Raw genomic sequence first — 13166 nt, forward strand, 5'->3', positions numbered from 1 at the left:
CACCTTCACCCTCGCCTTCGCCTTCGCCCTCGCCTTCGCCTTCGCCTTCGCCCTCGCCTTCACCCTCGCCCTCGCCACCCATATCGCTCAGTATCTGGATGGCCTGGGCGTCGACCGTTCCATCCACGGAGAGCAGGCCGAGAACCGAGATCATCTGCCCGACCATCAGGTCCGCTTCCGATCCCGTCGGCACCACGGGGTCGTCCGTCGGAAGCGCCACGGTCGTCTCATCGGTGTAGAAGACTTCGAGGCTGCCATCCTCCAACTGCATGAGCATCGCGTTGCTGTCGGTGTCCAGCGCCAGGATTGTGCCCAGGAATGTGACAAGCGCGTCGGAAATCGAGATATCAACACCCAACTGCGGGGTGAGCACAAAACCGCCGTTGCCCAGCTGGCGCAACGCGATGCCGCCGAGGTCGAGGACGATCAGACTCGTCTGCCCGCCCGGTATCTCAAATGTTTGTGAAACGAACAGGCGGCCATTCGCCGTGAGCTGCACGTCGGTAATGACCGTTTCCGGATCGCTCTTCAGCACGAGGCGCGGATTCTCTATGCTCAGACGAATCTTGGTGTACTCGCCGGCGGGAATCTCCATTTCCGAAAGGATTTCGGAAACTTCCAGCAGGTTGAGCAGATCGAGTTCCAAGCTTCCGGAGAATACGGTAATCTGCGCGCCCTTACCCTTCAACTCACCCTCGCCCTCACCCTCGCCCTCGCCTTCACCCTCACCCTCGCCCTCGCCTTCGCCTTCACCCTCTCCCTCGCCTTCACCCTCTCCCTCTCCTTCACCTTCGCCTTCACCCTCACCCTCGCCCTCGCCTTCGCCTTCACCCTCTCCTTCACCTTCACCTTCACCCTCACCTTCGCCTTCGCCTTCACCCTCACCCTCACCCTCGCCTTCACCCTCGGCGGGCAACATCCCGGAATAATCGAGCACGATTTCCGTTACGGTGATCTCCAGACGCTCGATCTCGCTGATATCCACGGGACCGCCGCCCTGTTTCACGATTTCACCCACGGTCAACAGGGTAAACGCCTTTGCCGTCAATTCACCCTCGCCTTCGCCTTCACCCTCACCCTCACCCTCACCCTCACCCTCACCCTCACCTTCACCTTCGCCTTCGCCTTCGCCTTCGCCCTCACCTTCTCCTTCTCCTTCTCCTTCTCCTTCGCCCTCACCTTCTCCTTCTCCTTCTCCTTCACCTTCACCCTCGCCTTCTCCTTCTCCTTCACCCGCGCTTGGCGGCATGATGAGTATCGCGTCGGCATGCAGCGAACCATCGACCGAGAGCAGGCCCATGATTGAGACCGTCAACCCGACCATCAAGTCGGATTCCATCCCGGTCGGCGCATCCAGCGGATCGCCGGGCAGGCCGATGGTGGTCTCATCGGTATACAAGACGTCGATGCTGCCTTCTTCCAGGGCGACGTTCATCTGATTGGCTTCGGTATCAAGCGTCGATATCGTGCCCATCAAGGTGGCGGCCGCGTCCGAAACGGAGATATCCACATCCAGTTGTGGCGTCAGCACAAATCCGCCGTTTCCAAGCCGCACCAGATGGATACCGCCCAGGTTCAGAATGATCAGATTGCTTTGATCAGCGGGAAGGTCGAATGTCTTTGAGACGAAAAGGCGGTTATTCGCGGTCAGTTGCACGTCCGTGATGACGGTTTCCGGGTCACTCGCGAGGACCAGGCGCGGGTTCGCGATACTCATCCGGATCTTCGTGTAGCGGCCCGCCGGGATCTCCGTCTCCGAAAGGATCTCGGAGACGTCAATGAGGTTCAGCAGGTCGACTTCCAACTCACCGGAGAAAACGGTAATCTTCTCCCCCTCAAAGTCCGCGTCTCCCCCACCCTCCCCGGAATTCCCAGCGTAATCGAGGCTGATTTCCGTGATGGTAAGTTCAAACCGCTCGATATCTCCGAGCGGCACCCCGCCGCCCCCCTGTTTGGCCCCATCCCCCACGGTAAACAGTGTGATGGCCTTGGTGCTCCCCGCGGGCGTGGGCCGCGGGCATCCCGTCTGGATGCTCAGTGCGGCAAGCACGGCGAGTGCGGAAACCGCGGTCAGGATTCTGGACATGGATCGTGTTCCTCGTTCGAACCCCTGGGTTGACGCTGCCCGCGCACACTGTCAACAGTATACCACACAAAAGCCGAATCACAAACCCAACTTTTCGAGTTTTTGGCGCGAACTATACGGACCGCCTACTCCGCAATCTCCAGCCGCATCTCCAGAAGCGCCTGCCCCAGCGCCTTCCCCTGCGCATCCACGCGAAGGCTCCGGCTACCCCCATCCCCCAGCACCGACGGCAACACAAAATTCAAAGCGTGCAGCTTCGGCAGCTCATAACGCTCCACCTCGCCCGGCTCCAGGGCCGCAAAAAAACGCGCCACGCGCTCCGCGGTAAGGTATTCGCGCAGGAACGCGTAGTCCGCCGCGCTATTCGCCAGCACGCCAATATTCGCGCCGCGCCCCTTGTCCCCCGACCGCGCCCGGGCAATGTCTCGCAGGTATCTTGTCGCCATCTTTGCTATCTCTCTTGGACAGGATGTACAGGATTAACGGGATTTCGACCGCGCGAATTCAATTCTAGTCGTTGGGACTGTTTTGTTCCAGTTGGAATCGGAGTCACGAGTCTGTAAGTCAGTCAAAACCTGCGGAGGATTCACAGTGAAACGGCAACGGAAACAGTTTAGCGGCGCGGAGAAAGTGACGGTACTTGGCCGTCACTTTTTGGAGGGGGTTGCGGTATCGGCGCTTTGCGGCGAGCTGGGCCTGGCGCCGGCGGTGCTCCACCGCTGGCGGAAGGAGTTTTTCGAGAACGGGGCGTTAAGAGCGGAAATCGACGCGTATAGTGATTAGAATACACGACCAACCATGCGTCAGCGATTGAGCGATGCAGGCGCATTCCGAAACAACCGAAGGGCCACCCATGAAACCCAAGGTATACCTGGAAACTTCGGTCATCAGCTATCTCGCCGCACGGCCCAGCCGGGATGTTATAATTGCAGGGAGACAGGCCGCGACCCTGGATTGGTGGGAGAACCACCGAAGTCGATTCGAAGTCTTCATTTCGGCACTCGTCGAGCTGGAGATTGATCGTGGCGATCCAGATCAGGCCCGAAGAAGACGGGAAATGGTCGAGAAAATCGAAAGCGTAGCGGTCTCCTCGACGGCGGCTGCCATCTCGGATTTGCTGCTCTCAAGTTCAGCTGTTCCGAGTCACTGCGAGGACGACGCGCTTCATATCGGCATTGCGACGGCGCAGGGCGCCGACTACCTGCTGACGTGGAATTTCAAACATATTAACAACCCCAGAAAAGTTGGGGAAATCACGCGGGTGGTTGAATCACTTGGGTACAGCGCACCGAAGATATGTACGCCGGACGGGCTGGGAGGCGACACAAATGATTGACGATCCCATCGTAGATGAGATACACCGCTTCCGAAAGGAACATGCGGCGAAGTACGGCAACGACCTGAAGAGGATCGTCGAGGCGCTGCAGGAATTTGAGCGCACCTCCGGGCGCGAATACGTCAATTTCGAGCCCAGGCGGATTCCGGTCCCGAAAGCGTCGGAATCAGAAGAACCGTATCAGGCGCGGGGTGACTGACGCGATAGGCATACATCGATTTCCAGCCTGTCCCGCGCTATGAGGCAGGGCCAGTAGGCGAAGACCGGCGTCGGTTTCGGGCGGCCACCGGCGTAGCCCGTCGTTCCCTGGGGGCCACTCGTCACCAGCGGCGCGATCTCGCGGGCGAACCGCTCCACGGCCGCCTTGTCCGGATGCGCGGCGCTCACGCGGAGCACGGTCTCCAGCAGTTCCGGCGCGGAGAGCACGTCGGGCGCGCACGCATTCGCGCCAAGGCACTCGATCTGCTTCCGGGGGTATTCATACCCCGCCTCGCGCAGGCGCTCGAAGATAATCTCCCCGCAGCGCCGGGCCTTCGCCACCGCGTCGCGACCGAAGATCGTCAGTGTGCCCGACGCCCGGTAACCGTCCCCATAGGTGGCGCTCACTTTGTAAAATTCCGTCGGGGCGGCGCCGCGCGCCCCGCTTACCCGAACGCGATCCCGGCCGATTTTCTCCACCGACAGCCCGCTGAAATCGGCCCGGCAATCGGGGCTGAGGTAGTTCTTCGGATCGCCGATCTCGTAGAGGAGTTGCTCCTTGACCGTCCACGTGCTGACCTCGCCCCCGGTCCCTGCGGGCTTGGTGACCACCAGGGACGCGTCGTCCCCCAGCTCGACGACGGGAAAGCCCATGTTCGCGGGGTCCGGCAGATCAAGCCAGTGCGTGGAGATACCGCCGCAGGCCTGCGTGCCGCATTCGAGGATGTGCCCCGCGACGGTGGCGGTGGCGAGCCGGTCGTAATCGGCGGCCTCCCAGCCGAATTCGTGCATGGCGATGCCCACGGCCAGGCTCGGGTCGGCCACCCGCCCGGTCACCACGATGTCCGCGCCCCGCGCGAGCGCCTCCGCGACGGGTCCCGCGCCGATGTAGGCGTTGGCCGTGACCAGGCGGTCCAGGACGCTGGGTAATGGCGCGCCGGTCTCCCCGTTCCGGAAGGTTTCGCAGTCCGGATCGGCCTGCAACAGGGGAAGCACATCGTCGCCCGTCACAATGCCAATGCGCTTCTCGACCCCCGCTTCGCGCAGCACCGCCGCGCACGTCGCCGCGCACCCCTCGGGATTCAGGCCGCCCGCGTTGCAGACCACGCGTGCCGGATGCCCCGCCCGCCACAACGGCGCCAACTGCCGCAAAACTTCCAGGAAATCCCGCGCATACCCCGCCTCCGGCTCCCGCGAACGCTGCAACGCCAGGATGCTCAGCGACACCTCCGCCAGATAGTCCAGCGTAAGGTAGTCCAGGTCCGGCTGTTGGCGCAACAACCGCGCCGGCGCATCCACACTATCCCCCCAGAACCCCTGGGCATTCCCAATACGAATCACGCGCGGCATATACGAGTCCTGGAGGCTGTAGGCTGTAGGCTGTAGATTGTAGGCTGTAGATTGTAGGCTGTAGATTGTAGGCTGGAGGCTGTAGGCTGGAGGCGTCACCGCCAGAGGTAACGCCGCGACGCCAACAACGGCAGAAGGCGTTGTCAACCATCAACTATCAACTGTCAACTGTCAACTGTCAACTGTCAACTGTCAACTGTCAACTGTCAACTGAGTTTTGCATTCCGTTCCGCTCAGCGGAACAACCCCCGCAAGCTCCAGCCAACCCTTCACCCTTTCCGCCTGCGGCGGACGCTCCGCGCCGTCAATCAATCAACACCACCGCATTCTCCAGCTCGTCCACGTCATCCTCTGCCCGCGGCAGCGGCCCGGACAAGATCTCCCCGAGCGATGCGATCGTCTCCACGAGCCCGTCCGCCGGGGCCGTCTTCATTTTCGCGGTCAACGCCGCGCAGAGCCGATCAACTTCGCCCTCGGGCAGCACCTTCATGACGGACGCATCCGCCAGAATACACACGGTGCGCTCGAAAAGCGACACATAGACGAGCACCCCCGTGGCGCCCGCCGTGTGGTGGATACGCTGGTCGAAGAAGGCCTCCCGCGCGCGGCGCCGCACCTCCTCCGTCATCTCGCGCTTCGGCGTGACGAGCCGGCGCAGCCAGCCAGTCCGCGACGCGATCACGGCGCCGCCCACGAAGCCCGCGATCAGCGCGACCAGCCAGAGGACATAGGCCAGGGGAAACAATCCTCCGCCCCAGTCACCCGGATCGCGCTCGGGCGCGGGCCAGATCTGCCACGCGACCACCATCAGCACGGCGCCCAGCCACAGCCCCACGAGATCCTCGGCGCGATCGTAGCGGCCGGACGCCGCCGCGATGACCGGCACGATCTCCACGGAGGTCTTTTTCTCCGCGTCCACCACCGCCGCCTCGACCCGCCCCAACGCCTCTTTGCTCAAATAGGTGCTTGCCTTCTGCATACCGTTCTCCTCCCTACCACGAACCCGTTGCGCCGCCGCCACCGCCAAAGCCGCCGCCAAAACTGCCGCCGCTGAAGCCGCCACCACCGCCGCTCGCGCTGGCCCGCAGGGCATTGATCAAGATAAAGCCGAGAATTCCGAAGATCACGGCCCACAGCAACCAGGCCCAGCCGCTCGCGCCGCTCCGGAAGAGCGAGACCGCGGTGAAGATCGCCAGCGCGACACCGCCGATCACCACGGGCCAGAACCAGGCCGGCCGCACCGGCGCGGGCAACGCCAGGCCGCGCGCCATCTTGTCCAGCGCCTCGACCCCCGCCAGGATACCCGTCGAGAACTGCCCCTGCTTGAAATTCGGGATAATCTGCCCGTCCATGATCTCCCGGCACGTCGCATCGTACTCCCCGGCCCAATCCGCGCCGAGTTCAATGCGCGCCTTCCGGTCGTCCCGCGACACCAGCAGCAGGATGCCCCGGTTCCACGGCTCGCCCTCGATGGTTTCGTATCCGATGCCCCACTGATCGAACAACACGCGCGCGAACGTCTCAATCCGCCAGTTCGCCCCACCGTGCTGCGCCATCGACTCGATCGTCACCACAATAATCGGGATGCGCATCTCCGTCAGAAGCGCGTCGCCAAGTTCACGGATCGCCAGCACATCATCCGGCGCCACCATTCGCGCCAGGTCCTGCACAAAGGCCCGCTCGCCCGGCGGTTCGATGTTGATTTGCTGCGCCGCCGCCGGCCAGGGCGCCCATAACGGTAACGCCACGATCAAAAGCGCGACCGCGCCATTCCTGTATCGCATGAATAAATTCTCCCTTCTCGTCGCCCCCAGTCTACCCCCTGGCGCCCTCAAATGCGAACCGCCGCAGCCTGTGCATTGCTACAGCGACGCCCCGCCGTTTATTCGTCCTGGCGCATCACCACGACCCCGTGGCGCCACCGCCGCCGCCAAAGCCCCCGCCGCCATGAGCCCCGTGTCTGTCAACAACGTCGCTTTTTCTTCCTCGGTGTTCGCGTCTTGCGGCGGCCTGGGTTCCTTGCAGCTGCGCTATCTTGCGCTCGGCATTGTCGACGGGATCGCGTCCCTTATCCAGCCATTTCTTGCCGTAAATGCCCACTACGACGATTGCGGGAAGTACGACCATGAACATAACAAGGGCCAGGAGGCTCTTCCAGAGGGGAATTGGCAATTCTACGCCCTGGCACATCCCCACCAGCCCCGCAACGCCCCTGTAAATACCGCTGGATAGGTGGTCCTCCTTAAACTCCGGGATCATGAACCGGTCCATGATGCGCTGGCATTGCTCGTCGTACCGCCCCTCCCAATCCGGGCCCAACTCGATGCGCGCCTTGCGGTCCCCGTTGGACACGACCAGCAAGATTCCCCGACGCCACGACGCCGAGTACGCAAAATCCGGCTCCCGCCCCCATTGTTCAAAGAGGGTTCTCGCGAAGGATTCAATGGAGCCCCGCGGCCAGCCCGAAGCGGCCATGGAATTGATGGTGACCACTACCAGCGGAATCTTCTTTTCCGCCCACAGGGTTTCACCCATTTCGCGGATGACTTGCTTATCCTTCTCCGTGATAAGTCCAGCGGAATCCTGGATGCAATCCCCCGGGGCCAGGGGCGAGAGGTGGATCCGGGCGGCGTTCGCCACATCAACCGTCGGCCCACCGAGAATACCGAGCATCAATATCAGCCCGAAAGTTGCCCGAAAACGTTTCATATGCTGCTCTCCCTGCCCACAGCCTACCACGATCCTGTGGCGCCACCGCCGCCGCCAAAGCCCCCGCCGCCGCCGCCGCCGCCGCCAAAACCGCCACCGACGTCGTAGTGGCCGGTCCAGCTCGTTCCGCCGCCGTACTCATTGGGACCCCAGTCGATGTGATCAAAACCGTCACCAATGTGCCGACGCTTCCGGGGGGGATTGAATCGCTCCAGCAGCCGCGCGATGCACCAGATGATAAGAAATGCGCCCGCAAGCCCGGCGCAAAAGAGCAGGATGAACTTCCAATCCTCCATGTCGCCGCTCTCCGGCGCCGCTCCACCCCGGGCCATGTCGTGCAGCGCCTCGACACCCGCCACGATGCCCGAGGAATATTCGCCATCCCGGAACGCCGGTACCATGATCTCGGACATGATCAGCTCAGAGTGGCCGTCGTAGGCGCCGCCCCAATCCGCGCCCAGTTCGATGCGGGCCTTTCGGTCGTTTCGCGAGACGACGATCAAGATTCCCTGCCGCCACAACGCCCGCGCGTCGAACGCGGGATGTTTCCCCCACTGCTCGAAAAGATTTCTGGCGAAGCCTTCGATCGAATCCCGCCGCCAGCCCACACCCGCCATGGACTCGATCGTCACCACGAAAATCGGGATGGGCGTCTCCGCCAGGAGCGCGTCGCCAATCTCCTGGATCGCCAGCGCATCATCCGGCGCCACCAGGTGCGCCAAGTCCACCACCACGGCCCGCCCGTCCGGCGGCGCGATGTTGATTTGCTGCGCTACCGCGATGCCGGAACACAGCACCGAAAGCGCCAGCCCCGCGCGGTATAGCGATGAGACTTTGATTCGCAAGAATCTCCCTCCGTACGGCGCCAGTGTAACAAAGCACGCTGCGGGCGCCAAACGCTATACAACCACCGTGCGGCGCCTATTCGATATGTCGAAGAAGTGCTGGGATGAAGGGGCCCGCGGCTATTACTTCGAGTCGCCGCAGTATGGTACGCTGCCATGGTAGACTGGTCGGGCGTTTCCGTTACCGGTCGCCATGAGGCATTTCACATGAATCACACATTTACGATCCGTTCACGTGTTTGGGCGCCGGAGGGGGCGTGGAATGGGGGGATAAGATTCTGCTGGCGACGGTGTTCGTGGAAAACGCATCTCATCCCCGTCGCGCTGTTGGCCCTACTGTTGGCGTTAACCGCCGCGACGGAAAACCTCGACCTGCCTTTTCCAGCGAATGTGCTGGCAATGACCTTTCCCGAGCCGCCCGCGTTGAGCCGGGAATTCCCGGAAAGCGGCCATCCCGATTTCCCGGAGTCGGACGCGAATGAAGTCACCCGTTTCTGGAAGCTGCTGCGGGACGATTTCAGCGCCATGTACCGAGCGGGTGACCCGGGCGCTTCCGTGGAACGGCTGGAGGGCTACCTTCAAGTGCGGGATGCCTGGCTCGAAAGCGGGAGCCTGACGAAGTGTATCCTGGCGGCAACGATTACCATGGCCATCGACGAGTATCTGACCATCCTCATCCAGCCAGGACGTGGACTTTCCGAGCCGGACTTCGACGCATTGAATTCTATCGCCACGCGAAATGACCTGCCGCCGGCAACCTTGCTCGCAGCCTTCGACGCCGCATGGCCGCCTGATGACGAAGACCGATTGAGCTTTGCGGATGTGTGCGCTCAGACCGGCGACAGGGACTTCTATATCTGTTGGGAGAAGTATTTGGAGGGGCTCGGGTATCAGTACCAGCTTCTGGATTGGTCGGAGGGTGTATCTGCGCGTTTCATTATTCGAAAGCCTGATCTTACGGATCGAGAGAGGGCAGGCAAGGCCATCATCGAGCAATTTGTGGCCGGCGGAATGAACGGATGGCGACCCGTGTACGCACTTCACTCGAACGACGACTTCTGGATGCTACTATTCTTGGCCTACGTGCTGGACGAGCAGCAAGTGAGGCAGTCGTTTTGGAGCGTCGCAGTGCCTGTTGTCGAAAAGGGTAGGATTTTGCGAATTGGGAATGAGAAGAGCGCTGTGGCGGCGTTCAACGAAACGGGGCGGCGGTGGCTCTCCATACAGAGTTTACATGATGAAACAAAAGATGACGGCCAGTATTTTAACCGACAGACGAATTACGAGTCGCGGCGGGGAGGTTTTTTCGACGCGAGCGATAGCGCGACCTTGAATCAGTAAGAGCGTGAGCCCGTTTCTGTCGTGGCTGGCGCCGGGGACCCTGATCGACGGGAGCGGGGAGCCGGAGGAGACGTTCACGGTGACGGGGGCGGTGACGGTAGCGGCGAACGAGAAGCCGGCGCTGGCGCTGTATATCCACGACGGGATCGGGACGCCGTCGGTGTTGGCCGCGCGGATGAACGAGCCGGTGATGCTCGCGGGGGGGGCGAGCTGGCAGGGGAACTGGGGGCCGGGGCTGGGCGGCGGAACGCACGAGACGCTGGCGTCGCCGGCGCGGGTGTGGCCGAGCCATTCGGGGCCGCTGCTCCGGGGCTCGGGCGCGGCCTATTTCCCGCAGGGGCGCCTGCGGCACGTGGACAGGTCGAGCGGGGGCGGGCACGTGGCGATGGGGCACGAATGTCCGCGATCCTTTTTGGGCACCCATTCAATCTCGTCGGCTACTGCCACTTTCACCCGCGTGTGCAGCCAGCATCAATGCCCTTTCGGGCCATTTCAGCCCGCTAGATCCCGCTACCGCCGATGTGGATCCCGCATTCCTTGTTCTCGCCATCCCCGAGCGCGTTGAACCAGCGCCAGCGGCCCGCGCGTTTATCCTCGTGCGGCAGGGTGGGGGTCGAGCAGATAATGCAGCCGATACTCGTGTAGCCCTGGTCGTACAGCGCGTTCTTCGGCACGTCGTTCTCTTCAAGATACGCGTCCACCTGCGCCTGGCTCCAGTCGGCGAGGGGCGCGATCTTCAGGATCTCGCGCCCGCCCCGGTCCACGAACTGGGCCTTTGGCGTGTCCACGCGGAACTCCGAATGATCCCGCCGCAGGCCAGTAAACCACACATCCACCGTCTCCAGCGCGCGCTGGTTCGGCTCGGTCTTGCGGATGGTGCAGCAGTACTCCTGCTTCGGCTTGCTGTCGAAAAACAGGTATTCGCCGTGCTGCGCGATCATCTTCTTCAGGCGCGCGGGATCCGGCGTGAACCGCTCGATCGCTCCGTAGCGCGCTTCCATCGCGTCCATGTGCGCGTAGGTCTCCGGGTGCAGCCGCAGCGTATCCACGGTAACGATCCGCATGCCCGGCGCGGCCTTCGCCATGATATCGATCATGGCGCAGCCCGTGTCCTGGAAACTGGTGATGATCGCCGCGCGATCCCCGTGCGTCTCCAGCGCCCACTGGAACAATTCCTCGGGCGGCATCGCGTTCAGCCGCGCCAGCAGCGCTTCCCGCGTTTCTTCCAGGACCGTCGAACTACCCATGCAATCACCTGTTACGCTTTCGCGCCCAGTTGCGTTTCCAGCATTTCGCGCAGTGAATCCACGCCCACCTTTTTGGACCAGTCGCCGAAGCGCTCGCCCTCGGCGCGCTGCGCCTTCCACAGGTCCAGCAGCCCGGCCAGGTTCGGGATCACGTCCTCCTCCTTCACCACGGGAAGGAGAATTTCATTGATCCGCGTGCCGTTGTAGCAGCCGCCCGTGTGAATCACGTAGCGGCCCGGGCCCTTGCCCACGAGCCCGATCTCGGAACTCGTCGATCGCGCGCAGCCGTTCGGGCAGCCGGTCATGCGGATGATCACGTCCGCGTCGCCGTGGCCCGCCGCTTCCAGGCCTTCCATGACCTTGGGGAAATACCGCTCCGCCTCCGAAAGCGCCAGCCCGCAGAGCGGCAGCGCCGGGCACGCCATCTCCAGCCGCCGCACCGTCGAGATGCCCTGGTCCGTCGGCAGCATGTACTCATCCAGCATCGCCTGCACCGCGTCCACGTCGGCATCCGGGATATTCGCCAGCACCAGGTTGTGGTGCGCCGTTACCCGGACCGCCGTCTTGAATCGCTCCACCACCGCGCGCAGCCCGGACTTGAACTGGAAGCTGCCGGGAAAATCCTTCACGCGCCCATTCTCCACCCAGACGCCCACGTAGTTCAGGCCGGGCTGGATCTGCTTGTGCCAGCCCAGATAGTCCGGCTGGTCCCAGGGCTTCACGTTGCGCGCCGGCGCAAAAGTCTTGCCAGCGTATTCGTATATCTTCTCGATGAACGCGTCCACCCCCATCCGGTCGATCGTGTACTTCAGGCGCGCCTGCTTCCGGTCCGTGCGGTCGCCGTAATCCCGCTGGACCTTCACGATCGCCAGCACAATGTCGAGCACCTCGTCCTGCGACACAAACGCCACGTGCGAGCCTGCGCGCGCGTAGGTGTTCGCCTTGGTGTGCGAATAGCCCAGGCCGCCGCCCGCCAGAATCTCGTAGCCGGCGATGCGCCCGTTTTCCGTGACGCCCATAATGCCTACGTCCTGCGTGTACAGGTCCGAGCTGTTGTCGAAGTCCACGCCGACGCCGATCTTGAACTTCCGCGGCAGGTACTGCTTGCCATAAAGCTCGTCCGGGACTTCCTCGCGCAGGTTCTCCACAAACTGCACCGTGCCGTCCGGCATCACCGTCGCCTTTTCATCGTTGAGCCACAGGTCGTAATACGCCTTGCTCTTTGGCAGCGTCGCCGTCGCAATGTCGTGCGCCATCTTGATCAGGTCCGCGCCGCAGTCCTTGTAGCGCAGGTCGATGTCCGCCACCGGATTCGCCATCGTATTGCGCACCACATCGCCGCATCCGCCGACCGTCGTGATCTTCGCCAGCTTGTTCAGATCGGCAATCAGCGGACGGAAATTCTTCTTGATCACCCCGTGGAACTGGAAGTCCTGGCGCGACGTCACGCGGAAGTCGTCCTGGCCATATTTCGCGGCCATGTCCAGGCAGAAGAGGAACTGCTCCGCCGTCAGGTCGCCCCCGGGAAACTTGGTGCGGAGCATCATGTAATACTCCTTATCCAAACCTTCCTTCTGCCGCGCCTTGCGCGTGTCCCGGTTGTCCTGCTGGTACGACCCATGGTGCTTGAGGATCTGCACGCTCTCTTCGGAAAAGTGGTCCGCGGGCGACGCCAGGTCCTCCGCAATGGGGCCGTACAGGCCGCCGCTGCGCGCCTTGAAGGTCTCGGTGCCGGACAATTGCTCCAGGTCGCCCTGGCTTTCGATAAGATTGGCCATTGGTCGGAAATTCCTCTACTACGGGGGGATCTGCGGGGGCCGCTGCACGGCCAGCCCGGAAATGGGCCGGTGGCGCGGGAGGCGGGATTGTACACCATTTCGCCCGCCGCACACGAATACAGCACGCCCGCGCGACGTCCACCACACCAATTATTACATACCTTATCAATTAAGTCAAGTATGCGCATCCTGCCCCCCACCATGCCGCCCGATCACCATCGGATGGCCGTCTACCCGGGCCGCCAGGCACACGCAATTCCGCCGAAGCGGAAGTGT

14 protein-coding genes are annotated in these 13166 nt (G+C 62.7%); 5 read left to right on the plus strand and 9 right to left on the minus strand.

The annotated features are described in order from the left end of the window. Together KF886_24975 and KF886_24980 are read right to left on the minus strand one after the other, a co-directional pair. Positions 1-2086, minus strand: a 2086-nt coding sequence (locus tag KF886_24975) for a DUF4382 domain-containing protein (protein MBX3180612.1), incomplete at its 3' end; no start/stop codon positions are given. A 125-nt stretch (positions 2087-2211) separates the two neighbouring features. Then, positions 2212-2532, minus strand: coding sequence for a hypothetical protein (locus tag KF886_24980; protein ID MBX3180613.1), 321 nt, complete (start codon positions 2530-2532; stop codon positions 2212-2214). A gap of 145 nt (positions 2533-2677) precedes the next feature. On the opposite strand from KF886_24980, the gene KF886_24985 reads away from it, so the two are divergent. From KF886_24985 to KF886_24995, 3 genes are all read left to right on the plus strand, one after another. Beyond that, positions 2678-2869 carry a transposase gene (locus KF886_24985; protein MBX3180614.1) on the plus strand — a complete coding sequence of 64 codons (192 nt, stop codon included), beginning with the start codon at positions 2678-2680 and terminating at the stop codon, positions 2867-2869. Positions 2870-2939: 70 nt separating this feature from the next. After that, positions 2940-3422, plus strand: coding sequence for a type II toxin-antitoxin system VapC family toxin (locus tag KF886_24990; GenBank protein MBX3180615.1), 483 nt, complete (start codon positions 2940-2942; stop codon positions 3420-3422). Beyond that, positions 3415-3621, plus strand: coding sequence for a hypothetical protein (locus KF886_24995; protein MBX3180616.1), 207 nt, complete (start codon positions 3415-3417; stop codon positions 3619-3621). Before KF886_24990 ends, KF886_24995 begins: the two co-directional genes overlap by 8 nt. Here KF886_24995 and KF886_25000 read toward each other — a convergent pair. The 5 genes from KF886_25000 to KF886_25020 form a co-directional block, all read right to left on the minus strand. Further along, entirely contained in the window at positions 3603-4970 is a 1368-nt protein-coding gene (locus KF886_25000; protein ID MBX3180617.1) for a DUF1446 domain-containing protein, read from the minus strand. The genes KF886_24995 and KF886_25000 overlap by 19 nt on opposite strands. A 304-nt stretch (positions 4971-5274) precedes the next feature. Then, complete coding sequence (locus KF886_25005) at positions 5275-5949, minus strand: hypothetical protein (protein ID MBX3180618.1); 675 nt, start codon at positions 5947-5949, stop codon at positions 5275-5277. Between the two features lie 13 nt (positions 5950-5962). Then, on the minus strand, positions 5963-6754 hold the full coding sequence (locus KF886_25010; GenBank protein ID MBX3180619.1) for a TPM domain-containing protein: 792 nt from the start codon (positions 6752-6754) through the stop codon (positions 5963-5965). Positions 6755-6869: 115 nt separating this feature from the next. Further along, a complete protein-coding gene (locus KF886_25015; GenBank protein MBX3180620.1) occupies positions 6870-7679 on the minus strand; it encodes a TPM domain-containing protein in 810 nt (269 codons plus the stop codon). Between the two features lie 23 nt (positions 7680-7702). Next, positions 7703-8524 carry a TPM domain-containing protein gene (locus KF886_25020; GenBank protein ID MBX3180621.1) on the minus strand — a complete coding sequence of 274 codons (822 nt, stop codon included), beginning with the start codon at positions 8522-8524 and terminating at the stop codon, positions 7703-7705. A gap of 207 nt (positions 8525-8731) precedes the next feature. On the opposite strand from KF886_25020, the gene KF886_25025 reads away from it, so the two are divergent. Both KF886_25025 and KF886_25030 read left to right on the plus strand, forming a co-directional pair. After that, positions 8732-9865, plus strand: coding sequence for a hypothetical protein (locus KF886_25025; protein MBX3180622.1), 1134 nt, complete (start codon positions 8732-8734; stop codon positions 9863-9865). Between the two features lie 4 nt (positions 9866-9869). Further along, complete coding sequence (locus KF886_25030; GenBank protein ID MBX3180623.1) at positions 9870-10430, plus strand: hypothetical protein; 561 nt, start codon at positions 9870-9872, stop codon at positions 10428-10430. On the opposite strand, the gene KF886_25035 is transcribed toward KF886_25030, so the two are convergent. Together KF886_25035 and KF886_25040 are read right to left on the minus strand one after the other, a co-directional pair. Beyond that, positions 10366-11112 carry a phosphoadenylyl-sulfate reductase gene (locus tag KF886_25035; GenBank protein ID MBX3180624.1) on the minus strand — a complete coding sequence of 249 codons (747 nt, stop codon included), beginning with the start codon at positions 11110-11112 and terminating at the stop codon, positions 10366-10368. The two genes, KF886_25030 and KF886_25035, sit on opposite strands and share 65 nt — an antisense overlap. Before the next feature lie 11 nt (positions 11113-11123). Continuing rightward, positions 11124-12890 (minus strand): NADPH-dependent assimilatory sulfite reductase hemoprotein subunit, encoded by a 1767-nt coding sequence (locus KF886_25040; protein MBX3180625.1) that lies wholly within the window; start codon positions 12888-12890, stop codon positions 11124-11126. Between the last annotated feature and the right edge of the window lie 276 nt (positions 12891-13166).

Source organism: Candidatus Hydrogenedentota bacterium (genome assembly GCA_019637335.1).
In the GTDB taxonomy this organism is placed as follows: Bacteria; Hydrogenedentota; Hydrogenedentia; order Hydrogenedentales; family JAEUWI01; genus JAEUWI01.

Bases quoted from the DNA above. Each gene is read 5' to 3' on its own strand.
- KF886_24980 (MBX3180613.1), bottom strand. From the start codon at position 2,532: ATGGCGACAAGATACCTGCGAGACATTGCCCGGGCGCGGTCGGGGGAC.
- KF886_24990 (MBX3180615.1), top strand. From the start codon at position 2,940: ATGAAACCCAAGGTATACCTGGAAACTTCGGTCATCAGCTATCTCGCC.
- KF886_24995 (MBX3180616.1), top strand. From the start codon at position 3,415: ATGATTGACGATCCCATCGTAGATGAGATACACCGCTTCCGAAAGGAA.
- KF886_25000 (MBX3180617.1), bottom strand. From the start codon at position 4,970: ATGCCGCGCGTGATTCGTATTGGGAATGCCCAGGGGTTCTGGGGGGAT.
- KF886_25005 (MBX3180618.1), bottom strand. From the start codon at position 5,949: ATGCAGAAGGCAAGCACCTATTTGAGCAAAGAGGCGTTGGGGCGGGTC.
- KF886_25010 (MBX3180619.1), bottom strand. From the start codon at position 6,754: ATGCGATACAGGAATGGCGCGGTCGCGCTTTTGATCGTGGCGTTACCG.
- KF886_25015 (MBX3180620.1), bottom strand. From the start codon at position 7,679: ATGAAACGTTTTCGGGCAACTTTCGGGCTGATATTGATGCTCGGTATT.
- KF886_25025 (MBX3180622.1), top strand. From the start codon at position 8,732: ATGAATCACACATTTACGATCCGTTCACGTGTTTGGGCGCCGGAGGGG.
- KF886_25035 (MBX3180624.1), bottom strand. From the start codon at position 11,112: ATGGGTAGTTCGACGGTCCTGGAAGAAACGCGGGAAGCGCTGCTGGCG.
- KF886_25040 (MBX3180625.1), bottom strand. From the start codon at position 12,890: ATGGCCAATCTTATCGAAAGCCAGGGCGACCTGGAGCAATTGTCCGGC.